Origin of the sequence: Variovorax atrisoli 110B (genome assembly GCF_000382045.1) — a bacterium.
Lineage (GTDB): Bacteria > Pseudomonadota > Gammaproteobacteria > Burkholderiales > Burkholderiaceae_C > Variovorax > Variovorax atrisoli.
Map to the genome: position 1 here is coordinate 47,470 of NZ_KB907468.1, position 23,252 is coordinate 70,721.

At 60.1% G+C, this 23,252-nt stretch carries 15 protein-coding genes and 3 pseudogenes; 4 read left to right on the forward strand and 14 right to left on the reverse strand.

Annotated features, from left to right (window positions below):
• Nucleotides 1–15: 15 nt before the first annotated feature.
• From G369_RS0132005 to G369_RS0132025, 5 genes are all read right to left on the reverse strand, one after another.
• The gene (locus G369_RS0132005) at nt 16–1,725 is read right to left on the reverse strand and encodes a DUF1302 domain-containing protein (RefSeq protein ID WP_019658165.1); all 1,710 of its coding nucleotides are present in this window, start codon (nt 1,723–1,725) and stop codon (nt 16–18) included.
• Nucleotides 1,726–1,744: 19 nt separating this feature from the next.
• On the reverse strand, nt 1,745–3,100 hold the full coding sequence (locus tag G369_RS0132010; RefSeq protein WP_020723409.1) for a DUF1329 domain-containing protein: 1,356 nt from the start codon (nt 3,098–3,100) through the stop codon (nt 1,745–1,747).
• Nucleotides 3,101–3,967: 867 nt separating this feature from the next.
• Entirely contained in the window at nt 3,968–5,131 is a 1,164-nt protein-coding gene (locus G369_RS0132015) for an MFS transporter (protein WP_019658167.1), read from the reverse strand.
• A gap of 114 nt (nt 5,132–5,245) precedes the next feature.
• Nucleotides 5,246–6,025, reverse strand: a complete 780-nt coding sequence (locus tag G369_RS0132020) for a class II aldolase/adducin family protein (RefSeq protein WP_019658168.1) — start codon at nt 6,023–6,025, stop codon at nt 5,246–5,248.
• Between the two features lie 53 nt (nt 6,026–6,078).
• Nucleotides 6,079–6,603, reverse strand: a complete 525-nt coding sequence (locus G369_RS0132025) for a VOC family protein (RefSeq protein ID WP_019658169.1) — start codon at nt 6,601–6,603, stop codon at nt 6,079–6,081.
• Nucleotides 6,604–6,954: 351 nt separating this feature from the next.
• Between G369_RS0132025 and G369_RS0132030 the strand changes: the two genes are divergently transcribed.
• Together G369_RS0132030 and dsdA are read left to right on the forward strand one after the other, a co-directional pair.
• Nucleotides 6,955–8,550, forward strand: a complete 1,596-nt coding sequence (locus G369_RS0132030) for a GMC family oxidoreductase (protein WP_020723411.1) — start codon at nt 6,955–6,957, stop codon at nt 8,548–8,550.
• A 118-nt stretch (nt 8,551–8,668) separates the two neighbouring features.
• Nucleotides 8,669–9,991 (forward strand): D-serine ammonia-lyase, encoded by a 1,323-nt coding sequence (gene dsdA / locus G369_RS0132035; RefSeq protein WP_026346817.1) that lies wholly within the window; start codon nt 8,669–8,671, stop codon nt 9,989–9,991.
• 183 nt (nt 9,992–10,174) lie between these two features.
• Here the strand turns inward: dsdA and G369_RS37385 are convergent.
• A pseudogene (locus G369_RS37385) lies at nt 10,175–10,438 on the reverse strand (Lrp/AsnC ligand binding domain-containing protein); the annotation flags it as partial.
• Between the two features lie 48 nt (nt 10,439–10,486).
• Nucleotides 10,487–11,569: pseudogene (locus G369_RS36670) on the reverse strand (IS3 family transposase); the annotation flags it as partial.
• A gap of 80 nt (nt 11,570–11,649) precedes the next feature.
• On the opposite strand from G369_RS36670, the gene G369_RS0132050 reads away from it, so the two are divergent.
• Complete coding sequence (locus G369_RS0132050) at nt 11,650–12,669, forward strand: IS110 family RNA-guided transposase (protein ID WP_019658174.1); 1,020 nt, start codon at nt 11,650–11,652, stop codon at nt 12,667–12,669.
• 242 nt (nt 12,670–12,911) lie between these two features.
• Here G369_RS0132050 and G369_RS38345 read toward each other — a convergent pair.
• The 5 genes and pseudogenes from G369_RS38345 to G369_RS36680 all read right to left on the reverse strand — a co-directional run.
• Nucleotides 12,912–13,366: pseudogene (locus G369_RS38345) on the reverse strand (transposase); the annotation flags it as partial.
• A 368-nt stretch (nt 13,367–13,734) separates the two neighbouring features.
• The gene (locus G369_RS0132055) at nt 13,735–14,409 is read right to left on the reverse strand and encodes a class I SAM-dependent methyltransferase (protein ID WP_026346818.1); all 675 of its coding nucleotides are present in this window, start codon (nt 14,407–14,409) and stop codon (nt 13,735–13,737) included.
• A 1,140-nt stretch (nt 14,410–15,549) separates the two neighbouring features.
• The gene (locus G369_RS38860; protein ID WP_157773841.1) at nt 15,550–17,823 is read right to left on the reverse strand and encodes a DUF6351 family protein; all 2,274 of its coding nucleotides are present in this window, start codon (nt 17,821–17,823) and stop codon (nt 15,550–15,552) included.
• 331 nt (nt 17,824–18,154) lie between these two features.
• The gene (locus tag G369_RS0132070; protein ID WP_244164416.1) at nt 18,155–19,189 is read right to left on the reverse strand and encodes a dipeptidase; all 1,035 of its coding nucleotides are present in this window, start codon (nt 19,187–19,189) and stop codon (nt 18,155–18,157) included.
• Between the two features lie 56 nt (nt 19,190–19,245).
• A complete protein-coding gene (locus G369_RS36680) occupies nt 19,246–20,580 on the reverse strand; it encodes an MFS transporter (RefSeq protein WP_019658179.1) in 1,335 nt (444 codons plus the stop codon).
• A 204-nt stretch (nt 20,581–20,784) separates the two neighbouring features.
• Between G369_RS36680 and G369_RS0132080 the strand changes: the two genes are divergently transcribed.
• Complete coding sequence (locus G369_RS0132080; RefSeq protein WP_020723415.1) at nt 20,785–21,435, forward strand: TetR/AcrR family transcriptional regulator; 651 nt, start codon at nt 20,785–20,787, stop codon at nt 21,433–21,435.
• 22 nt (nt 21,436–21,457) lie between these two features.
• Here G369_RS0132080 and G369_RS36685 read toward each other — a convergent pair whose 3' ends face one another.
• Together G369_RS36685 and G369_RS0132090 are read right to left on the reverse strand one after the other, a co-directional pair.
• On the reverse strand, nt 21,458–21,787 hold the full coding sequence (locus G369_RS36685) for a EutQ-related cupin domain-containing protein (RefSeq protein WP_019658181.1): 330 nt from the start codon (nt 21,785–21,787) through the stop codon (nt 21,458–21,460).
• Nucleotides 21,788–21,854: 67 nt separating this feature from the next.
• Nucleotides 21,855–23,180: an NAD(P)/FAD-dependent oxidoreductase gene (locus tag G369_RS0132090; RefSeq protein WP_026346819.1), complete on the reverse strand. Its 1,326-nt coding sequence runs from the start codon at nt 23,178–23,180 to the stop codon at nt 21,855–21,857.
• Nucleotides 23,181–23,252: the final 72 nt, after the last annotated feature.

Below are 23,252 nucleotides of genomic sequence, written 5' to 3' on the forward strand. Positions count from 1 at the left end.
TCTTTCACATCGGACCTAGAAGTTGCGGGACACAACGATGCCGAAGAAATCACGATCGCGTACGGGGTTGTCGAGCAAGGTGCGGCCGCCCATGAAGCGCGTGTAGTTGGCGCTGACCTGCCAGGTCGCGGGATTCTGAATGAAGTTAACGTAGTAGTTCACCGCTGTGACACCCTTCATGAACTGGGAAGAAATCCCGGGGGTTCGACCGAACAGGCCTCTTCGAACGTAGATACCCGGATTGACCTGCCAACCCTTGATCAGGGAGCCGTCGTACACCCAGTTGAAATCCACGTTGATCCCGCCCGAGTACTTGGTACCTACGGACGAGCCGGGGGTGACCAGAGCACCGGTCTGAACCACATCGTTCAGTTCATTGCCCCACAGCAGCCCTCCCGATGCAATCGGAGAGCCTGCGTAGCTGGACTTGAGATTCGGATAGCCGATGACCACCGTCTCGGTCGTCAGCGTGGCGGTGTCCGCCTTGAGAAGGCTGAGAATCGGGCCGGCGTTGCCGGGCTGAAGTGCGAGCAGCGATGTCAGGTGCCACTGATAGCGCTCGGTATCCGCCCAGCATTTCCCCCCCTGGGCCACACACCCGCTTGCGGGATTCAGAGGCACCGCATCTTTCGGCCGGTACGACAGCTCGGTGCCGATGGCCCAGTCTCCCACCGGAAAGTTCGCACTCAGGCCGAACATGCGGCGATTCTCCGGGTAGCGATAGATGGTCGCGCCTTCAGGACTCAGAGATGTCTGGGGCAGTTTGTCGTGATAGTTCATCACGTAGGCGCCGAGATTGAGATCGGTCCCTTTTGGCTGGTAGCGCAGCGCGAGTCCCCATTGACCGGAATCTTTTGCCCGGGTGGTCGTCACGCCGTAGGCGTTGCTTCCGACGCCGACGACGGAGGTTGAGAAGTAGCTGCCCACAGGCGGCAAGTAGCTCTTGTTCCAGCCCACCTGCACATAGCCCTCCACGTTCACCCCCCCACCCAGGCCAGCAGCGACGCTTACCATGGGGGCTGGCAGCACGAACTCTTTGACCTGCGCCCCTGGCTGAGCGGCCCGGTTGACGTCGATTGCGTTGGTGGCATTGATGCCACCGATCTCGTAGAGACTCTCGCCCCAACTGATGACTTGGTTGCCTGCACGAACCCGGATCTGCTGCCCCGCCACGTCGAAGGTCTTGCTGACCCAGAAGTCAAGGAGGCGCGCCTTGAACCGCAGGTCTCTGCGCGCATCTGCGGAGAGACCATCCTGGATGTTGGGCGGCACAGCAGACACAAAGTCCTGACCGCTCACCGCGCCCGTCGTGTGGGTCGCGGAGAAATCTCGGGCCCATGCGGCACGCGCCATGAAAGACAAGCCCTCCGAAGGCATCTTGAGCAAAAGCTCATGGGTGCCCTTGAGGTACGTTGTGAACGGCCTGCCCTCCTTGTAGTTGATGTTCCCCTGGTCGCTCAGCCCGCTGAATTGCCCCATGATGCCTCCGCCCGTGCGCGCGAAGGTCGTGCTGTCGTACGCGGGAGAGACCAGAGAGTTGCTCGGGGATTCGGTCCGGATCCCGGTTCCGATCGAGACGGTCGAATCAAAGCTGCCCTGGATGGATCCGTCGGCGTTTTTGAAGGTTGCCGCCTGCGCGGCACCCGTTGCCAGGGCAAACGCCGCCAACTGATAGCGAACGACTCGCGTCGAGCGGATCGAGGTGCGAAGGATGATGTTGTTCATTGCTTTTACTCCGCTCGAATCACCGCTCACTGCGCGCGCGCAGACTCTCGGCAGAGTAATAGTCAGGCTTCAACCGGGCGTTGCCCGTGCCGTCGACGACCCATTTCATGTCGGTGCCGTTGGCGAGGGCGGCGCCGTCAATGAGGTAGCGGCCTTCCGCCAAGTTGTGCTGGACGAAAGCTACCGAGTCGCACGACCCGGTTTCGTAGACAGGAATGACAAACCCTTCTCGAACCTTCCAGGCTTTGCCTTGCGCGTCATAGTCGACTGCGCCCACGAAGGTCCAGCTGTCCTCGTCGATGTAGAACTCCCGCTTCGGCGCGGAGTGGCGTAATCCTGGTTTGACGGTGGCCTCCACAACCCAGACGCGGTGCATCTCGTACCGACGATGCGTGGGGGAGATGAAGTCCGGCTTCAACACGTCGTCGGCCTTGGCCTTGAAGTCGTATGGACCGAAGGCGTTGTATGGAATCACCATTTCCTTCTTTCCAACGAGCTTCCAGTCGAAGCGGTCTAGTGCGCCGTTGAACACATAGGCTTCATCGATGTTGTACTGATTCTCGTAGCCGATCTGAGGGGCGTCGTAAGCATAGGCCGGCATCCGGCGCGTGCGTCGCTGCCCAGGAAAATAGTAGAAGGTTTCCGAAGCTTTGTTGGACGGCGCCACGAACACGGCGCCCTGGCCCGCCAACGCCGTCGGCGACTGATAGCTCATGGTGTAGTACGACTCGATCTGCTCGGCCTTGGCGAAGGTCGTACTGTTCTTGTCCGCCCATGGCATGTAGGTGAAGCTGTCGGCAGTCACCTTGATCCACTCGCTGCTGCCTTTGCGAGGAGAAACATACACGATCTGGTTCACCATCTCGATGCCCGCGCCGCGGTAGTGCATCTTTGCGTTGATCATCACCTCCGCCCCGCTCTTCGGCATCGGAAATGGAATGCCGGGAACGAATGCATCCGAGAGACTCAGGCCATCCGGATTCAACTTCGCGAAGCCGACGTTCTTCTTTGTGTTTTCCGCCACGACACCCGGCGCCCCGCATGTACGGCGGCTGGGATAGACATCCATGCTGTAGCCCTTCGTGGACTTGATCAGGGCCACCTGGCCTGCGTTCAGCTTGTCCGCATACTTGTCGACATTGGTGGCATCGATGGTGTAGAGAGGCTTGTCCGACTTGTATTTGAAGAAGTCGGAGCGCAATGTGCCGAAGGTCCAACCTTGACCCACGGCACCGGGCGGCGTCCATTCAGGGATTCCGCTGGCGGTGCCCGCCCTTTCCGCCCCGAGGGGCGTGAGCTCCGAGCCGAGCTTGCCTGCGTCACCGCTCTGGGCGTCCGCCATGGTCGCCACACCCGTGAAGACAAGGGTCAACATCATGGCTCCTGATAGCCTGGCGACCCTCGCGGTGCGAGAAGGAAGAATGGATTTGGACCTCATGAGATATCTCCAGTTGGTAAGTTGACGTTCTCTGCGGTTCGCACCAACCGCTGCTTGCATGGATCGCTTGTCAGCCAGATACTTGACTAACAACGGTTTTGTAGACGGACAAGCTCCGTAAGCAGGAGTCATGCCCGCCATCCTCCGGCGAACCCGATGTCGCGTATCCGGCCATATATCTGACTAATGCCGATTTTTCTATTTGCCCCTAATCAAGACAATAGGGTTAACCTCACTGCGTACGTCAGTCATTCCCAGCAGGTACGCCTCGGAGTTGAGGACGCACATTCCTAGTGCGGGCTGCACCAAGGAGGCCACAAATCTGCTCAACACCAAGATACCCGAGCATTTAGCGCCAAGCTCGCGATAGAGATGGCAAGCTGCTTAAAACCCGTTACTAAACGGAACTGCCCGAGTGAACAGAGAGGCTTCGCGAATCGACCGCAGGCGAGACAGCAGGCTGCTCGGCCGTGCAAAACTATCGGCACTTCGCGCGAAAGCGCAATTGCGCGACCCGTGGGTTAGCGAGCCTCATGAGGAATCACGGGCTCGCCCTCAAGCGATGCGAGCATTGACCAAGCCCCCCCAACCACATCGCGGCGTCCACGCGCTGGACGTTTCCGGATTGCGGCGAACAGCACGGCCACGCAAAAGAGCCTGTTGGACGAAAACGCTGATGTCGATGGCCGCCACTGATGGAACGCAAGCCGCTCAAAACGCAGCCGCAGGTTTGCAGCCAAGCCAGCTGTAAGCACACGCCACGGCCGCCTCACCGTCGCTCCACATCACCCGGAGCTGGTGAGGTTAGGCCCGCTCGGCAAACGGGGGCGTGCGACCATACTGCGTGATCGAGCGGGAAGCGGCCAACACCATGAGGATGGCCAACACGAGGAGGCCGGCCGCCGTCCAACCCACCGGCCGCACGCCACCGAATCCGAACACGACACTGGCGAGTGCCGGGCCCACTGCCAAGCCGAAATTTGTGATGGATCCCGCCAAGGCGGCGCTTTCTCCCGTTTCGTCCAGTTCGGCAAGAACGCTCAGGAGGTAGGGATTGGCAATGACCACACCCGCATTGATAAGACTCAGAGCAACAAAGAAGCCCCAGCGGCTCCAGCCCTCGTACATTCCCAGAGCGGTGCCGATGAGGATCGCAAGCCCCCAATAGATCGGCTTGAATGCTCCCGCGCGATTACCCATCCAGTTCGTGAGAACAGCGGCAGGAATCTGAATCAACGCCGCGATCGTGAAGGTCAGGCCGAGCTTCTCATCGTCGATCATCAAAGAGTGACTCGACGGCCCTGCAAAACTGATGGTCACGGACTGGGAAATGAACAGGGCAAACACTGCGGCCAACATCCAAACGATGCCGATGCTTCGCGTCCTGGACTTCTGAGTCATGTTCGTGGTCCAAGACAGGCTGGCTGCAGGCATCTTCGGCGAGAGAACAAGCCCCAATGCCATCATCGCGAGTTGAACGATCTCCGCGCCCGTGGGCCCGTACCTTCCGATAAGGAGAGGCGCGACATACATGGCAATACCGTAAACCACGGCGATCACGATCGCAGCTTGTGCGAACCATTTCTCCGGATGCTCGTAGTACGAGGCGAGGCCGTAGACACACGCCACGAGAACGCCGGCAGCGACGCCGAAAACGATCTTCAGTGCCGCGTAGATATACAGGTCATGAGCAAAGATCATGGCTGCCGTGGCCCCAAAGCCCAGGAAACAGGCCCCCATCGACCATGTTCTTTTGCTTAGCCGAGAGATCCACCTGCTCATCAATAGCGCTGTGAGCGATAAGACCAGCAGCTGGGCGGAAGCAAGCCAGCCGACATGATCTTCGGTCAGGCTGAAACGCTTCATCGCCGTCATCACATCGTAGGGAAGCAGGTAGTTGGGCAACCAGCCGAGGGTCGCGAGATACAGCACCGCGCATTTCTCAAGGCCGACGAGCTTGCTTTTCATGGTGGAGTCCTTGGCAAGGAGATGTGAACGACGGGAAGTGAGTGCTAGGCCGGCCGATCTTCCCGCTCCTCCGATCACCACCTCGGCGCAGAAGCGAGCCTCGGAAGACGGCCCTCAGTCCATGAAACTGGGGTCCAGCTTCACGAGCTTGCGCACCAGGCCATCCCATGGATCACTCGTGCCCTCGCCGTTGGCCACGCGCTGCAGCTCGGCCTTGAACATCTTCAGCAACGGCGGTCCAAACTGAATGAGCTCGCCACCCTTGGTCGACGTCGCCATCATCTGGATCCTGCAAGCCTTGCGGATGTTGTAGTGCCGAAGGAAGGCGTGCTTTGCAAAGTAGCCGATCGTGATCAGCCCATGATTGCGCAACAGCAAGGCGTTGTTGTGCCACCCCAGACTGGCCTGCAGGCCAACAGCGCATTCCGGATGAGTCTCCACCCCTTCGTAGGCGTGGTAGCCGATCCCGTCGGCGAGAGCGAAGGCAGCGGACTGGGAGATAGGAAGAAGCCCCTGGGAATTGCAAGCCACCGCGGCGATGATGTCATCGTGAGTGTGGATCACGAAGTTGGCATCGGGCCGAGCTTCGTGCATCGCGCGCATGGGATACCAAGAGCAAGGGACAACGCCAAAAGGCGTTTCGGAAACCAACCGCTCATCGACTGTGATCTTCACCAGGCTCGACGCCGTAACCTCTTCGAACAATAGGCCGTTGGGGCCGACGAGATAGTGCTCGCCCACCCGCGCAGAGATCAACTGCATCGAAAGATCATCCCATCCCATCAACGGAATGAGACGAAAGAGCGCCGCGGTTTGGACTCTGATTTCCCACTCGTCATCCGAGACCTTTCCTTTCAATGAGGGGTAGGCGGTATCACCAATTTTCAATTCCATCTCTGCTCCAAGGTAAGTTGCCGAATCCGATAAGTCGCGCAGAGTCCGATGTCTCAGAATTCGAAGTACGCGGGCCCTGAGCGATCCCAGGCCGCACTGGCAGCTTTCATCTGGGCGAAACCGTCTTCCACAGCCGGCGAGGACTGGATCAACTCGATGACGCTGCCTCCATCCAACTCCGCCTCGAAGAATCTCGTTTCGACACCGATTGCTGAAACCCAACGACTGATCGGCTTCAAACCGCGTTCGACGAGTGCAGCCGCATCTGCGTCGATGTCTTTCGACAGGATGCCGAGGTGATGCGATCCAAAGCCATGTACCGACTTGAACTCCGTGAGCGAGGAAGGCGCATCGTTGTGCTGCTGCATGAGTTCGATCTGGAGATCTCCGACGTATGCGAACGCAGCGCTGATGTCGGCGGAGATGTCTTCGCCGCGATGCGTTTGCACCGCGTACTTCAGATGCCGGCCGACAAAGAAGGGCCCTACGCCCATGGCGGCCCAGCGCGCCATGGCCTTGTCGATGTCCTCCACCAGGTAAGCAACCTGCATGATCGCGCCGACTCCAGCATTCGCCATAGCAATACTCCAAAGTAGTGCGCGGGTTCCGCCACAGCGCACGCTATCGCATCATAAATCCGTTGTTAATCTAATAATAGCCTCTTGCCGATGGTGATGCAATGGGCCTCCAATAGGGAATTCCCCATACTTCTCTGCGCATCGCCCCTCACGCACCGCCGCCGCCGATCCAGTTTCGGATTTTTAATAGTAGACTAACAACAGCTTTTAGGCGGCTCTGCTGTGCAATCAGGGGCGGCTATGCGCGGGGCACGCGCCGATGTCTCGAAGGAACTCGAGCGGCCGCTCTTGGCATGCTGCGCCTTCTGCACGGCAACAGCTCTACCGAATGGTCTCGAATCGGAAAGAGTCATGAATCAAACGTTCGACTTCGTCATCGTGGGTGCTGGCTCCGCCGGCTGTGTGCTTGCAAATCGACTGTCTAGAGACCCCAGCGTGCGCGTCCTGCTTCTGGAGGCCGGCGGATGGGATAAGGATCCCATGATCGGCCTTCCCGTCGGCATCAAACCGATGACCGCCAAGAAGCAGTACCGATGGGTGGACACCTCAGACCCCGACGAAGGTCTGAACGGTCGTATCAATGAAGTGCTCCACGGCAAGGTGATCGGGGGAGGCTCATCGATCAACTACATGGCGCATACACGCGGCCATCCGCGCGACTACGAACGCTGGGTCACGGCTGGCGCTGATGGCTGGGGATTCGAGGACGTTGCCCCCTTCTTCAAGGAATGCGAGGCTTGGGAGCGCGGGGAGAGCGCCACCCGGGGCGGCGTCGGAGAGATCGGCGCTCAACAGGGACGACTTGATGATCCCGTCTTCGCCGCATGGTTCGATGCGCTTCGTGCCCTCGGCTACGATAGGACTGACGACTACAACGCATCTCACCCCGAAGGCTTTGGTGCGGTGCAGTACTCCATCAGAAACGGGCGCCGCTCTTCGGCCGCGCGGGAGTTTCTTCACCCTGCACTGCGGCGCCCCAACCTGACCGTCCAAGTCGAATCGATGGCGACAAAGATCCTCTTCGACAAAACGAGGGCAGTCGGCGTCGAATACGTTACCAAGGGCCAAAAACAAGCGGCGCGCGCCGGCCGGGTTGTGCTGAGCCTGGGAGCGATCAATACGCCACACCTTCTGATGCTCTCGGGCATCGGACCTGCAGCGCACCTGCGCTCGATGGGAATTTCACCCTTGGTGAACCTTCCTGTGGGGCAAGGCCTCGAAGACCATCTGGGTGTCGAAGTCATGTGGGAGCGGAAGAAGCCCGGGACGTTTCATCAGACGCTCAGACTTGACCAGGCGGTCTTCAGCATGTTTCGGGGGCTGGCGCTTCGCAGCGGCCCCGCTTCGCGTCTGCCAGGCGTCATACTCGGTTTCGCAAAATCAAACTCGACTTTGCCGCAGCCTGACTTGCAGTACTACCTGCAGACACCTCCGCCCTATGCCGACGTCTGGTTCCCAGGGCTGAAGCGCCCCTATCAAGACACGCTCAGCGTGAAGATGAATTTGCTGAGCCAGCAAAGCAGAGGTGAAATCCTGCTTCGTTCCACAGATCCGACCGAGCGGCCTCGCATCGTCTACAACTCGCTGTCCGAGCCGAGAGACATTGAAACCTTGCGGGAAGGCGTGATGCGCGCTCAAGCAATGCTCGAGTCAGCGGAACTCTCTCCGTTCCGAGGCAACCCCCTTATGCCCGATCGTCCTTTCCGGAATAACGCCGAGGTCGACGCATACATCCGGTCTCATGCGTTCCAACAATATCATCCTGCGTGCACCTGCAAGATGGGCAAGGACGAAACGGACTCTGTTCTCAACCCAGACCTGAGTGTCCGGGGCATCTATGGACTGAACGTGGCGGATGCATCGGTCATGCCAAACCTCATCTCCGCCAACCCCAACATTCCCGTCGTGATGCTCGCTGCCAAGGCGGCAGCGATGTGGTTGGGTTGAGAGTGAGTAGATTGCTCGACTCCACCTTCACCATCACCACTTTGAGGATGATGGGTTCTAGCAAGTCGCCACGACAAATAAGCCTTCCTCTTCAGGACCTGGAGCCGTTCAAGCAATCATGAAATTCAATGACAAGCAGCGCGATTCTGAATTGGCCGAAAACATTCGAACGCGCAAGCCAGTGTTCTGGACGAACCCTGCCCGATCAGAAGACGGACGCATGGGAAGTACTTGGGATGACCGGCCAATTGGCTGTGAAGACGTACGCGCAGCAGAAGACCGATTCCGAAGGTTCAGTCGCGTTCTGACGGACATGTTTCCGGAGTTGCGGGACACGCGCGGTGCAATTGAGTCCGCCGTACTTCCGGTTCCGGCTCTTCAAAGCCACTTGGGCATCCCCTTGGAATCAGGACGCGTACTCATCAAGGCGGACCATGCGCTGCCCGTCGCGGGCTCCATCAAGGCCCGAGGCGGCATTCACGAGGTGCTGGAATTCGCTGAGAAGCAGTTGCTAAAAAGTTCAGCAGGAACCCTCGCCGGCATTGGCGACCTTTCGTTAGAGACGATTCGCGAGACGCTCGGCAAGTATCAGGTCGCAGTTGGTTCCACGGGCAACCTCGGCCTCAGCATTGGTGTGATCGCATCGGCCTTGGGCCTGGGGGCCACTGTTCACATGTCTGCGGATGCAAAGCGCTGGAAGAAGGATCGACTGCGCAAGCGAGGTGTTCAAGTCGTAGAGCACGAAGGCGACTATGGCGCCGCTGTAGAGGCTGGCCGTACGGCGGCCGCGGCCGATCCCAATTGTCATTTTGTCGATGACGAGGGATCGCTCTCTTTGTTCATGGGCTACAGCACCGCCGCGAGCGAGCTCCGGACTCAGCTGAGTGAACTTGGGATTCAGATCGACGCAGACCACCCGCTTTTTGTCTATCTTCCCTGTGGCGTCGGGGGAGCACCGGGGGGGATTGCGTTCGGTCTTTCCCATGTATTCGGCCCGCATGTGCATTGCTTCTTTGCAGAGCCAACGGCCTCGCCCTGCTTTCTTCTCTCGCTGCTCGACGAAAGCGGCTCGAACCCGAGCGTCTACGACATCGGCCTGGACAACGCCACGGAAGCTGACGGTCTCGCCGTGCCGCGCGCGTCAGCACGCGCAGTGGAAGTGATGAGATCAGGAATTGGGGGCGTTTTCACGGTGGAAGACGAAGCGCTCTTCAAGAACTTGCACGCTGCGGCGATCACGCAGGGGATCCGTGTCGAGCCTTCGGCTACAGCTGCTTTTGAAGGCCCTCTATGGCTGACTTCATCCGGTCCTGGAAATGCGTACCTCGCACGTACCGGACTCACTGGAAGTCTTCCGAAGGCGACACACCTGATCTGGACAACGGGCGGCCTTTTCGTGCCGGAGAACGAATACCAGGCGTTCTTCGAGCGCGGTGCGTAGGCATTCCGCGAGCAGCAGGCCACACGCCGATCACGTCGTGCACCAGCGCCTTCATCCGGCTCGACCTGCGATTGGCGTACAGGAAGGCAGCGTGTGAGCGTGCCTCACCAAACACCTTGACGACCCGAACTTTCCCGGCTGACCCGAGCAGGTCAGATCGCCGCGACCACACCAGCGCCACTTTCACCGCTTCTGGTGCGCGATGATGCGCAGCGGATATCCGCGCCGGTTCAGCGACTGGCGCAGGACGATCCGGCTGGCGAAGCGCTCGATGCCGATGTCGTCTTTCAGCATCTTCTCCATCAGCGCCTGGAAATGGCCGACGCTGGGCGCCACGATCTTCAGCAGGTAGTCGTAGCCGCCGCTGACGTTGTAGCACTCGACGATCTCCTCGTACTTCTCGGCAGCCTCCTCGATTCTGCGGAAATCGCGCGGCCGGTGGCTGCTGAGGGTAACTGTTGATTTGGGGGGTGCGGATAAAAACTTGGACTGGTTTTATGCCGCAAGTCCAAGGCTCACCCGGTATTCGATTGGGCTGAGGGAGCCGAGCGAGATCTTGATCCGCTTTTCGTTGTACCAGCGGATGTACGCGTCGAGCGCCTCAACGAACTGCTCGATGGTGGCGTTGTTCCAATTCCGAGGATAGAACAGCTCGTTCTTCAGCCGACCGAAGAAGCCTTCGCAAGCTGCGTTATCGGGTGAGCATGCCTTGCGAGACATCGAGCGGGTTAACTTCGCGTCGCTCATTCTTGATAGCCAACCTGGCCAACGGTAATGGCCGCCCCGATCGGAGTGGACCACAGGCCGATCATTCGTCTCGGCCACTGTCTCGATGGCTGCGTCCAGCATCGTGTTGACCAACTCCGCGTCCGGATTGGTCCCCGTGGTCCAGCTGACGACCATTCCGTCGAAGCAGTCGATGATGGGCGAGAGGTACACCTTGCCAGCCGGGATCTGGAACTCCGTGATATCCGTGAGCCACTTCTCGTTGGGGACCGCGGCCTGGAAGTCGCGGTTGATGAGGTTCTCCGGCGCTGGGCTGAGTTCGCCAAGGTATAACGCATACCTGCGCTTCCTGGGCTTTGGAACCACCAGGCTTTGCTGCTTCATCAACCGCTGCACGACTTTCTCGGAGATCTTGACGTCCTGCCTCGTGAGCGAAGCCTGCAGCCTGCGGTAGCCATAGCAGCGGTGGTTCGACTCAAAGATGTCGGTGATGGACTGCCGCACCTGCAGGTACTTATCGCCCACCGCTGCACGGGCCCGGCGATAGATGTATGAGCTACGCGCAAGATCCAACTGTATAAGGAGCTCTGGCAGGCCATAGTGCTCCCTGAGGGCGTCAATCAGCAGTGTCTTCTCCCGGTTGGACAGGAGCTGCAGGTCGACGCCCAGGCCTTTTCTTAACAGTTCGTTGGCCTTTTTCAAGAGGTCCTGCTCGAGCCGCAGTTGCCTGACTTCGCGGCGCAGCGACTCAACCTGGCGCTCGAGTTCGTCGCGCTCTTGTGAGGACGGAGATGGATTGGTGCGTTTCATGGATGCGGATGCCTCACGTCCCAGAAGTTGGTTCTTCCAGTTAATGGGATGGACTCCCTGCGTGCCGGCGCGCACGATGTGCCCTGGACTGAGAACCCCAACCTTCTTCGAAGGAGATCGCCATGACCGCTTGCCGCTTCCTTGCGATTGACATAGCCAAGAACGTCTTTCAGCTTCACGGAGCCGCTTCCGACGGTTCGATGTTGTTCCGGCGACGACTGATGCGGGCCCAACTCAGTGAATTCGTTGTCAACCTGGCTCCGTGTGTAATCGCGATGGAGGCATGTGCTTCAGCTCACCATTGGGCACGCCAATTCATGCGCTTCGGGCACGAGGTTCGCCTGATCAGCCCCCAGTTTGTTCGCCCCTTCGTTAAGGGCAGCAAGAACGATGGAAATGATGCAGAGGCAATCTGCGAAGCCATGCAGCGCCCCAGCATGCGGTTCGTTCCGATAAAGACTATTGAGCAACAAGACATACAGGGTCTGCATCGAGTTCGATCACGGCTGGTCAGCGAACGCACGGCACTGGTCTGTCAGATCCGAGGCATCCTGGCCGAGCGCGGCATCGTGTTCGCCAAAGCCCTGACCCGAGTGCGCAGAGAGGTTCCGGGGATCGCGCAGGACTTGAACAACCCGCTGACGCCTATCCTGCGAACGATGCTCGTTGAGCTCATGGACGAGCTCAGCGCACTTGACGCGCGCATCAAGGCGTTTGATCGCCATATCGATGCAGTCTTCCAAAGCAACGAGGCCTGCCAGCGCATTGCCCATATTGAAGGCGTCGGCCCCAAGACCGCCACCGCGTTTGTTGCTGCCGTTGGGGATCCTCATGAGTTCAAGAATGGCAGGCACTTCGCGGCTTGGCTGGGCTTGGTCCCCCGCCAGCATTCCAGCGGCGACCGGCAACAACTCATGGGTATCACCAAACGCGGAGACAAGTACCTGCGAACCTTGCTTGTGCACGGCGCTCGAGCTGTTCTCAGAACCGCTCCCAAGAAGACCGATGCCAAGCATGCATGGGCGTTGGAGCTCGCCGCACAACGAGGGGCGCCCAAAGCGATCGTCGCGATTGCCAACAAGATGGCCCGAGTGATCTGGGTCTTGCTGGCCAAGAAGGAGGACTATCGCCCCGCAGTCTGATCAAGTTCTGTCAAGTGCGCTGCAGTTCATTGATGGCATATCGGTCGATCCGGCATCCAGGGAACCTGAGTTGTACGCCGGCCCTGTTCAGGCCTGCCAGTTGATGAGGCCTGGGTGCGCGGATTCCATCGAGGCGCCGACTTCGTCGTGACGCCGGATATATGTACGCAATCGACTCGTATGCAGATCAGTTCACGATCAGCGCCGCCTGGCGGCTTGTTTCAAACCGGGAGTCCATATATGTACAGGGTTGGCCGGCACACGCCGAACTTGTCGGCGATAGCCTGGCCACTTTCCTCGCGGGTGCAAAGCGCCATGACTCCCGCTTGCATCAGCTCCCCGGAATGCCTTCGTCGCCCCGTACTGCCGACGACAGGCCTTCCGGCATCAGGAAGGGCCTCCCGAACCCACGCAGTGAGCGTCCCTCTGCAGGGGTAGCCCAATGACCTCATGGTGGCCGCAATGCAGCGGTCGTGAGTGAGGTAGGCTCGATCGCTGCCGCCTTCTGTTCCTTCGAGAACTTGGCTGGCCGCCCCGCATAACCCGCTGGCAAGTCGAGCTTCTGCTGGTACTCGTTGTACCAGCCCTTCAGAGAATTCTTGGTTGGATAACCAAGCTGCCGGATGGTCGGTCTGACGCGTCTGCCCAGCTTGATGTAAAGCTCGACCGCTCGAATCCGATCTTCGTAGGAATACATGAACTACCTCCAGGTAGTCCAAGTTTTCGCGCGCACTCCCCCGGGGGCAGGATTTCATGGAAATCAGCATCATGCCCACCCCGATGCGGCCAGCCTCACAGCCTCAGCCTTGATTCTTGCGTGTGCTGCCTCGTGGGCCGCTTGCCTTCTCTCATCTCGATTCTCCGTATCGCCGACGTTGGCAACTTCTTGCAGTACGTGAAATCGAGGCAGGGTCAGTCTCTGCGTGTCGGCCACGGCCATGCCGCACAAGCCGCGATCCGCGCCTGCGACACGGCCGGTCGCGGCAGGCCAGCCCAGGAAAGTCGCCTTCGTGGCTTGCGCGCGCCCCTTACCGATCGCCCATGAGGCCGCGCGGACGCGGTCCCTCAGGGTCGGTGAGCGACCCAGCCCTTGAAGGTGAACGCGCCATAGAAAAGTTCGATGTCCGCGAATCCCGCCGCGCGAAGCAGATCGACGTCCTGCTCGGGCGACAGCACGGGCAGCCGCTCCTTGATCGCTGCGATGCTGGCTTTCGCCTGGACCCCAGGGACGCCCGAAGCAGCAGCGAACGCCGCATTGCGCGCGAGCCATCTGTCCCCGAACGGATCCTCCATAGGGAAACTGTGATGCGCGACGACCAGGGATGCGCCGGGCCTGAGCCGCATATGCAGCTCCGCCAACGTCTTCAGGCGCTCGGCCGGTGGCAGGAAGTGCAGCGTCAGCAGGCAGGTCGCGCCATCGAACGGACCCGCCGGAGCGTCGTCGATATAGCCTTCGTGCCAGCGCACACGGTCCGCCATCGGGCCGAGCGTCGTGCGGGCGAGCTCGAGCATCTCCGACGAAGGATCGACGCCGTCGAAGTGCCAGCCCGGCTGCATGTCGCCCAGAGCCTTCAGCTCCAGCCCACCGCCGGCGCCGAGCACCAGGATGCGCGCGTCGCCAGTCGCGCGTTCGGCCAGCAGCACGGCTGCCATCCTGTGCAGATCCCGCAGACCCGGCACGATCCTCGCTGTTCTCTGTGCATAGCCTGATACGGCCGCTGGATCGGAGAACGGCGTCATCAAAGGCGACCCTTCGCCCGAATGAAAGCGATGTCCCGGGGCCAAGGCAGCAAGGGCAGGACCTGGGCTACCGCCATCGCGCCGTCGCCCCAAGCCAGCGGTACCGAACGGGGTGCCCGGTGAGGGGCACGATCCGCCCCACAGGCCCGCTCACGGCCGGACAGGCGCCGAGCGGGCGGCGTGCCTTCGCATCAACGCGCCAGGGAGGTCGCCATCCGGACCGAGAATCCCGCGCGAAGGGCCGGCAACCCAGGCAGCGGCTCCGGGTCCCGGCGCTGACAGGGCCGTGGGGCTCAGCCATGTGCAGCAGCACGTGGAGGCCGGTGGAGGAGACGGCTGGCGAATTTCATGCAACTTATTATGTTACGACTTATGCGGCGAGTCCAGGTCAGGCGGTGATGGACAGTCCGTCGCGCCGCAGGCTTGACACTCCAGAGAGAGTCACTCAAGCACATGGACGGTGCGCACCGAAGCGTCATTCGACGGCGAGGCCGATCGCCTTCCGAAGATCCGGTCAGGGCTCCTCTGCCATGGAGCTTGGATCCCCGTCCGTCAGCGGGCATGCTGGACCGGCCTGCGAAAGAGAAACGTCAGGCGGGCAACTTGCGATGGCTCGCGATCACCGCGGCCCACGGCGTCCCGATGGCCTAGGGTTCACAGACTGAGCGCGAGACGGCTCAAGCCCCCGCGCAAAGCTTGCAGCATCTGCAGCACTACCACGCAGGTCTGCGCGAGCACCATGCCCTTGCATTCAGTTGTCGCAATAGAAGGCGTCGCGCAACTGCCGCCGGATCTCCTGGCACTGCGTCTCAGGTGCTTCTCCGATGAGGCGGGCATGGTCCCACCTCGTTCCACGCGCACTTCAAGGACATCACCTCGACGTCGCCGATCCAGTAGCGGAAGACGACCCGCCTGCATCCGGCAAGGCTGCTCATGGTCAGCACCAGGTCACCGCCGCCCAGGCGAGCGCCCAGGTGGGCTACGAAAGTTCTTAGCAATTATCAACGTTCTTCCGTCTTGCGCACACCCAAATGAAGTCACGAACTGTTCCCGAATTAGTGAAAAGCTGTACGTTCTCAGGAACTCAGACCATCTTGTCTTCGCCTGACACGCCGGTAGTTGCAGCCTCCGCGGACCGCTTCAATACCGCTGCCATGGGACAGCAGCAACTCTTCCCACGCTCGGCTTTGTCCAGTCGCACACACCCTTCGGAAAAATGGTCTGGAGTTCGGCCCACTGCACCGATGAAAAGACCACCCCGTAGTCAGAAACCTCGGGTGACTTGAGCACGCATTTCATGACGTCTTGCGCAACGCTCTCGCCCGCCGCAATCCGAGGCGTCGAATAGATCGGAAAGAGGGTATTGCAGACACCACCGGGATCCAGGGTCGCGGGCTCTGCATGGGCAACTCCGCTCACATCCCAGCAGGTATCGACAAGCGAAGAAGGCTTGTTTCTGATGACCTTTCTCGCAAAATCGTCTGTCGACGTATCTGAGGCGATTCTTTCAAGCCATTCGTTCTGAGCCACGAGCGCCATCTTCGTGAGATTGACCACCCCCTGATACCCTCCCGTGCTCGCGGACAACCAACTCACGTGATTGGCATCGGTTCCGTGTGCGGCCTGCAGCCTGGAACGAGTTGCAAAGGTGCGAACCCTCGTGTGCGTATTCAGGCCCTCGGTATAGAGGCGCGTATCGATGACAGGCAAAACGATGCCCTCGCCCGCGTTCACGAGTCCTGACTTGTAGGCGTTCTCCACCCCTCGAATGTTCGCGGTCGCCCGAACGCTTGTATAGGCTCCATTCACATCGAACCCGCCGACTCGCCTGTTGAGATCGAGGAACTGTTCGACGGTAATGGCCCCGCTGTTCAGCGCCTGAAACCCGTATTGCACGCCGACGTTGTCATAGATTGAGCGGGCAAAGCCTGTGGCTGCATCCACCCCGAAGACGTTGACCAATCCGTCCACGTATCCGCCGCGCACGCCGGTAGGGTTGGTAAGTGGATCGTAGATTGCCGTCGGCGGTACGACCGGCGAGAAGCCTTGCGTGGGCGTCACAAAAGCGTGACCCGCAGCATCCCAGCTGCGGCAAGTGGTCGATGTGCCACTCACCGGATAGCCGGCCACCTTGGCCTGCAATGACACAGGCCAGGCGTCCGATCCCATCTCATCGAAATATCGATTAAGCAGAGCGCAGTCGACAACGTCGAGTATGACCGACGGCGTATCGGGAAAAGACAGGCCGGGCGTGATCGCGTCAAGTACACCAGGATAGTTTTGGGCGATGAAGTGCTGAATCATCGCGCCGCCGGAGGGCCCTGTCCCGACAGTGAATCTTGGCATTCCGTATGACTTGATGAAGTGCTCTTTGAGCATCATCGAATTTTCCGCGGCCATCACGGGATCACAACCGTTGTCCATCGCCATGCGCGAAGCGAATGCAACGGCGAAGCCAAGACCTAGCGGGTCTATGGCGTTATCCACGCTAAGAGGCAGCATGGCGAGAGCGTCCGGCAAGGTGTTCGAACCGGATCGATAACCAGGGGAGCATCCTCCGCCATACACGAGATTGAGTTTTCCATTCCAGCCCGCACCGGGCCTTTTGCCGTCTTTCGTCCACGGATTTGAGATCGGATGGGCGGGGTCATCGAGGATGGCGATTCGGTATATCGATTGATCGATCGTGCCCGATTCGACCCGCACTATGAAGTTCACCTTGTTTCCATCGATGGTCTCTGTCGTAGCAAGATCTGCGGGATACGGAGCACCCACGCTGGTCAGCGGTTTGAAGGCGTTGGAGGTGGTGACGTAGTACCAGTCCAATCGACTCGAAACGGTACAGCTTGCATCCGATGCTGCGCCGAGCCCGGAGCTCTCGGTTTCGCAAATCCAAGGGACTTGGTGGGGACCTGAGATGATGGGGCCGGATGAGGAATGGTTCTTGACCGTCAGCGACGTTGCAGGTCCAGACTTGCCCCGCGCAGAAATCGTGTTCTCCCCCAAATGAAGGCCTGCAATACGACCGACGAGGCGGTTGCCTGACGGGTCATGCTCCAGCGACGAGCTGACATCAACGCCATTGAGGCTGACTTTCAGATCCGTCGCCGAAGCGGATGCAGAAGCCGGATCATTGCTCACCGCAATGATGACATCGCCTCCGCTGACCGTATCCCGGCGCGACGACAGAAGCTCGACTTGAGGCGCTCGGCCTTCTGGGGAGGACGGCTCTGAAGCAACGGGCAGCGCGTAGCCTGGCGTTGAACCAGAACCACCACATCCGCCCACGACAGCGACGAAGGCCAGCAACATCCAGACCTTGCGGCAAGGCGACGGGCACTGGATCTTCTGGAGAGTTCTGAACTTGAGGAACAGGGAATGCGAAGACGGTTTCTTTGACGACCGAGAGCTCATCTTTTTTCTCCTGAACAAGGTGTGAAATGAGAAAGCAACGACCATCGCGCCTGTCTTTCGACGCGACGACTCGTGGCGGAATCGTTGATCGGTGGAAAGATCCGGAGTCGGGAAAGCACCCATCCCAAGAAGGCTCAACAGCCTCTGGGCGCCTGGACACCGGCGGACCGTATGACTCTTACCGTTTGCGGGATCTGCCCCGGAGTCGCTTTGGATGGAGCCGGGTCCATTCCAGTACTTCATTGCGATCGCGCACAGGGACTGCTTTTCGCGCTCCGCGCAGCCGCTGTATGTGGCGCATCCGGGCGTTTCCCTTTTCCGCCAATGAACCCTACATCGGCGCCTTCCAGACCTGCTTCATCACACGCAGCCAGTTTTCGCCCATGACCAGACCAATATCCGAGTCGGAATAGCCCTTGCTCAAGAGCGCATCCACCACTTCCGGCATGGCGTCCAACTCCACCTGCTTCATATCGCTGCGCGTGTAGCCGCCCTCTGGCGGCAGCTTGTCTGCGTGGGCCGCAGCGTCGGCTGTGATCGCAGGCAAATCGACGATGTAGTCAAGTCCCAGACCGACATGTTCAGGCCCGACCAACTGAGCGATGTAGTCGATCTGTTCGGCGAACTTCGAAGGCGACGCGTCATCGTCTCCGGTGAAGATCGAAAGGCCCGTCAGCCCGAACACGCCGCCGCTGGCTGCCACAGCCTTGATCTGATCGTCTCGGTAGCAACGCGGATGTTGGTGGATGTTCCATATGTTGCCGTGGCTGCAGATCACCGGGCGATCGGAGTACTCAATGGCCTCCATGCACGAGCGATAGCCGGCATGGGCAACGTCCACCAGCATCCCGACTCGGTTCATCTCAGTGATCAACGTTCGCCCGAATCGGCTGAGCCCACCCTCACCCAGTTCGTGGCATCCATCCGCCACGAAGTTCTTCTGGTTGTAAGCCAGCAGCATGTGGCGGATCCCGAGCTTGTAGAAGACTTCCACCATCGAAAGGTCCCGACCGACCGGAACAGATCCTTGAAAGTGAAAGCCCACGGCAAGCTTGCGCTCGTTCCTGGCCCGATGGATGTCGTCCACCGTGTTGACGAGCAAGCAGAGATCGCTTTGGTCAAGGAAGAACTTCCGGTACGCCGCGATGGCCTGGATCGCACCGATCGTGTCGCTGTTGTCGGCCACCAGCGTGAAGGACACGAAGGTAAAGCCCTCGTCAATGAGCCGTGAAACGAATGCGTCCTTGAGCCGCTGGTCCGCGGGAGCGCAGAAGGGTGACGTCATGTCGCACACGAGCAGGCGGGAATACAGTTCTCGCGCTTGGTCCGAAGCAGCAGGTTTCATTGCGCTGGATGAATTGGGCATGATTTTTCTTTGGGAGGTGAAGGGATGGGGCATCGGTGTCCTGCCCACGCTGATCCTCAGACCTTGAAGTCCGAGCCGGGTCGATGCAGCACAACCAGAAAGATCCAGAACACGGCCGTCACAGCAACCACGTAGAAGGCAGGCACGAGAGGGGTTCGGAACGCATTCAGCATGACGGTGATCGCATACAAGGAGAACCCCCCAAAGATGGTTGCGCTCAAGTTGTATGAGATCGCCATGCCTGTGGAGCGAAGTTCAGGCGGAAAGAGATAGGCCATTAACTTTGGATAGACCGCATTGGAGGCCGACGTCACAGTGGTGAAGATAGCCGAGCAGATGATGAACTTCGCCGTCGTTGGCCCGGAGGTCATCCAGATATAGAGCGGTACGATCATCACGATCAGTACGGCAAGGCTGATGTACAACTGCCTTTTCGCGCCCAGCCTGTCAGCAACCATTCCCAGCAGCGGTGTGAGGACCGTCCCGATGGCGCCACAGACCAACAGGGCCAGAAACGGAACATCGGCCGGCAGCCTGAGTTCGCGCACGGCGTAGGTGGGCGCATACACAAGAAGAACGTATTGAACCGACGTGCCGATCGCCGCCAGAGACAGCGCGACCATGAGTGCACGGCGGTGCTCTCTGAGAACGACTCGAAGCATCTCCATGGTTCCCCGGTCGCCAGCGTTTCTTTCGAACACTTCTGATTCCGGCAGGTATCTCCTGATGTAGTAGCCGACCGGTGCAATCAGCAGGCCAAATGCGAAGGGAACGCGCCATCCCCAGCTGTCTCTGGATTCCGGTGACATCACCTGCGTCATGAGCAGTCCGACAAGCGCTGCCATGACGGTTGCAAGCAACGGGCCGCTGCTGTAGAGGCCACTGTAGAGGCCTCGTTTCTTTGCCGGAACGGACTCCAGAAGGTAGGTCGCGGCGCTGGCGAACTCGCCGCCCGCAGAGAGCGCCTGGAGTATGCGCGCGATGACCATCAACACGGTGGCCGTCACCCCGATGGAAGCGTAGGAAGGGACGAAGACCATGATGAGCATCGACACGGTCATCGACGCCATGATGAAGCTCAGCGCAGGACGTCGCCCAAAGCGGTCGGCATACAGACCGATCAACACACCACCGAGAGGCCTCACGACGAAGGAGAGGGCGAATGTCGCGAAGGTCGAAAGGAGTGCTGCTGCGTCATCGCCGGCTGGGAAGAACTGCTTGGCAATGAAAACCGCCAGAAACCCGTAGACGATGAAGTCGTACCACTCCAGCGCGTTGCCGATGATGGCGGCGATGAGCGCCCTTTTCTTGTGGGTCGCTTGAGCGGACTCTTCCGATCCCTGCACTCGCACTTGCAGCGGGGCAATGTCTTCTATATCCACAGATTTCATGACAGCAGATCGCATTCCTGAGATGGGGACCACGCGCTTTTCCCCCGAACAGTCGAACTGTCGCTGTGGGCAGGCTCGGCGCTTGATGGTCGACTTGCAGAGGCTGCATGGTACGTTTCAATCTTGCATAAAACAATAAGCATTTAACGCAACATGTATAGGGTTTACGTGCCCCCGCGACGCTGTGAATACAATGCGCGGAAGATGGCCACTTCCCCAAACAAATCCCGGCGCGTCGTCAGAACCCAGGCGGAGCGCAGCGAAACGACCCGGCGCCGCATCCTGAATTCAGCGATATCGCTGATTCGGCGGCAAGGCTTTCAGAAAGCCAACCTGCAGAACATTGCGTCCGGCGCGAAAGTCACGCTCGGTGCGTTGCAGCATCAGTTCGGAACGCGGCAGGCGCTGCTAGAGCAGGTTGTGGAAGAGGTGATGGCACCACTCTCTGACAAGGGGCCTGTGTGGCCGGATTCAGCGATCCCGCTCAATGAGCGCGCCGCAGAGTTCGTGGAACGCGCATGGCAGCACATCTACGGAGCAGACTCTTATGTGGCTGCCTGGGGAGTGTTCTTCGGCTGTAAGTCCATTCCCTCGCTTTTCAAGCGCATCGATGCGAAACGACAGGCGGAGGACCCGGTATCGTTCGCGCATTTCCTGGCGCTCTTCCCTGAGATCTCCGCGAACCATCGCGACCCCGAAGGGTTCGCCGAAATGGTGTTCTCCACGCTTCGCGGGATCGCAGTGTTCAAGTTGTTTCCGGTGCCGGAAAAATCCATCGCCCCCCAACTCGAATGCCTTGCCGGGATGATCGTTGCCGCAGGCCAGGAGAGGCCGCCGAAGACGGGCAAGTCGTAGCCTTCCCGGCGCGCGCCCAGTCCTAATTCGTCACGAAGAAGAGCCGGGCTTGGCGCCCGAAGTATCTGACCGTGGTCCCCCTGCCGATTTCGATCACATCGCCGGGGCGACCTTCGACGCGTTCTCCGTCGCCGGTCTCGACGCCGAAGACGCCCTCCAGCACCAGGATGATTTCGTCATAGGCGAGCGTCTTCGGCTCACAGGTTGCCTCGTGCCAGCGACCAAAGCCGCAGGGAAGCGCAGCGCTTTCGCTGTCCGCAACCGCCCAAGAGATTTCGGCCACGCCATCGGATGCGCCCCCGCGCGCCTCGCAGGTGATGGTGTGTCCCGGGATGAGGCGAAGAGAAGTCATTCAGGTGCTCCGTGTGAGAAAAGTGAGGAATCGTGCAGCCCCTGACACGTCGACGATAGCGATGACGTCATCGTTCGCCTCGCCCGGTCCACGCGCCATAGGAAAGGGCCAAGCTGACGCCGATGTCGCGCAGCGGGCGCGGAGGGATGTAGCCGGCCGTTCCTTGAGAGAGAAAATCCGCCATCAGAGAATGATCCTGGCCAACGGCGAGGTCCGCGATGAACATACCCGCCGCGGTGTGCCGCACAATGCCGGACCCGTTGCAGCACGAGGCGGCAAACGAACGCGGTCCTACGCGACCGAATGCGGGCGCGTGGTTGTGCGACACGGCAAGCCAGCCAGCCCACGAGTGCTCCAGCTCGATCGGGCCGAGCTGAGGAAATCGCCGACGCAGGAGCGCCAGATGGGTCTCTCGGGCCTTCGCGCGACGGGCGTCAGTGGTGCGCAATGAAGGCGAGTACTCGAATCCCTGGCGAATCATCAGCCGACCCTCTCGCGTCAGTCTCATCGTCGATCCGGTCATGCCATGCGCCGGCGTCACGCCCCAGGTCGACTCGCTGCCGAGTTGGCCGAGTTGTGTATCGGTCAACGCGGGCGTCAAGCTCGCGAACAGCAATATCGGAATCTGACGCGCCCTATAGACGCCGAAGGACTGCGAGAAGGCGTTGACCGTGAGGATGAGGGCGCTCGCGCGAATCCGGCCGGACGGGGTCCGCACGCCGGGCGTCCGGCCGCAGATGTCTGCCTCGATCACTGGTGAGTTTTCGAAGAGCCTGACCTGGGGAGGAAGGCTGTCGGCAAGCCCGCGGACAAGACTCGCAGGATTGACGAGGTAGGTGCCCGGGGTGTGAATGGCCGCGCCGTAGTAGGCGGTGCCCAGCGCTTCTCGCAACTCGTTTCGATCGACCCATCGGTACGGCTCTTGCCAAGCCCTGAGATTGGCCTCATACGTCGCAAGGGAGTGCTTTGCAACCTCATCCGTCACCGCAACGTGGTATCGCCCACGCTTCTCCCAGCCGCAATCGATGCCGTGCGCCTTGACCAGGCGATCCAGTTCGTCGAGGGCAAAGCGTCCCACGCGGATCGCGCGGCGGCCTTGCTCTGTCCCATGTTCCGACGTCCCTGGTGCATGCGGAAGATCGATCGCAAAGCCAGAGTTCCGGCCGGAAGCGTTTTCCCCGACCACGCCGGCTTCGACAAGCGCGATAGATGCGTTGGGCTGGAGCCGAGCAAGTTGCCGGGCTGCAGCGACGCCCGCATACCCTGCCCCGACCACCAACCAGTCAAAGTCCAGCTCGCCCTGTACCGCGGCGCTCGCCCTTCGCGGCGGCAGCAATGCGCTCCATCCATTGCTTTGATCTTGTGCGGGCAAGCGCCCAATGCGAATCGACATGCCGAATTCCTGAGTAGGCCCCGCAATGCGGCCCCGGTACCCTAAGACCGTGGGTGTGCGTCGACCGGAGGT

Bases quoted from the DNA above. Each gene is read 5' to 3' on its own strand.
- G369_RS0132005 (WP_019658165.1), bottom strand. From the start codon at position 1,725: ATGAACAACATCATCCTTCGCACCTCGATCCGCTCGACGCGAGTCGTT.
- G369_RS0132010 (WP_020723409.1), bottom strand. From the start codon at position 3,100: ATGTTGACCCTTGTCTTCACGGGTGTGGCGACCATGGCGGACGCCCAG.
- G369_RS0132015 (WP_019658167.1), bottom strand. From the start codon at position 5,131: ATGAAAAGCAAGCTCGTCGGCCTTGAGAAATGCGCGGTGCTGTATCTC.
- G369_RS0132020 (WP_019658168.1), bottom strand. From the start codon at position 6,025: ATGGAATTGAAAATTGGTGATACCGCCTACCCCTCATTGAAAGGAAAG.
- G369_RS0132025 (WP_019658169.1), bottom strand. From the start codon at position 6,603: ATGGCGAATGCTGGAGTCGGCGCGATCATGCAGGTTGCTTACCTGGTG.
- G369_RS0132030 (WP_020723411.1), top strand. From the start codon at position 6,955: ATGAATCAAACGTTCGACTTCGTCATCGTGGGTGCTGGCTCCGCCGGC.
- dsdA (WP_026346817.1), top strand. From the start codon at position 8,669: ATGAAATTCAATGACAAGCAGCGCGATTCTGAATTGGCCGAAAACATT.
- G369_RS0132050 (WP_019658174.1), top strand. From the start codon at position 11,650: ATGACCGCTTGCCGCTTCCTTGCGATTGACATAGCCAAGAACGTCTTT.
- G369_RS0132055 (WP_026346818.1), bottom strand. From the start codon at position 14,409: ATGACGCCGTTCTCCGATCCAGCGGCCGTATCAGGCTATGCACAGAGA.
- G369_RS38860 (WP_157773841.1), bottom strand. From the start codon at position 17,823: ATGAGCTCTCGGTCGTCAAAGAAACCGTCTTCGCATTCCCTGTTCCTC.
- G369_RS0132070 (WP_244164416.1), bottom strand. From the start codon at position 19,189: ATGCCCAATTCATCCAGCGCAATGAAACCTGCTGCTTCGGACCAAGCG.
- G369_RS36680 (WP_019658179.1), bottom strand. From the start codon at position 20,580: ATGAAATCTGTGGATATAGAAGACATTGCCCCGCTGCAAGTGCGAGTG.
- G369_RS0132080 (WP_020723415.1), top strand. From the start codon at position 20,785: ATGGCCACTTCCCCAAACAAATCCCGGCGCGTCGTCAGAACCCAGGCG.
- G369_RS36685 (WP_019658181.1), bottom strand. From the start codon at position 21,787: ATGACTTCTCTTCGCCTCATCCCGGGACACACCATCACCTGCGAGGCG.
- G369_RS0132090 (WP_026346819.1), bottom strand. From the start codon at position 23,180: ATGTCGATTCGCATTGGGCGCTTGCCCGCACAAGATCAAAGCAATGGA.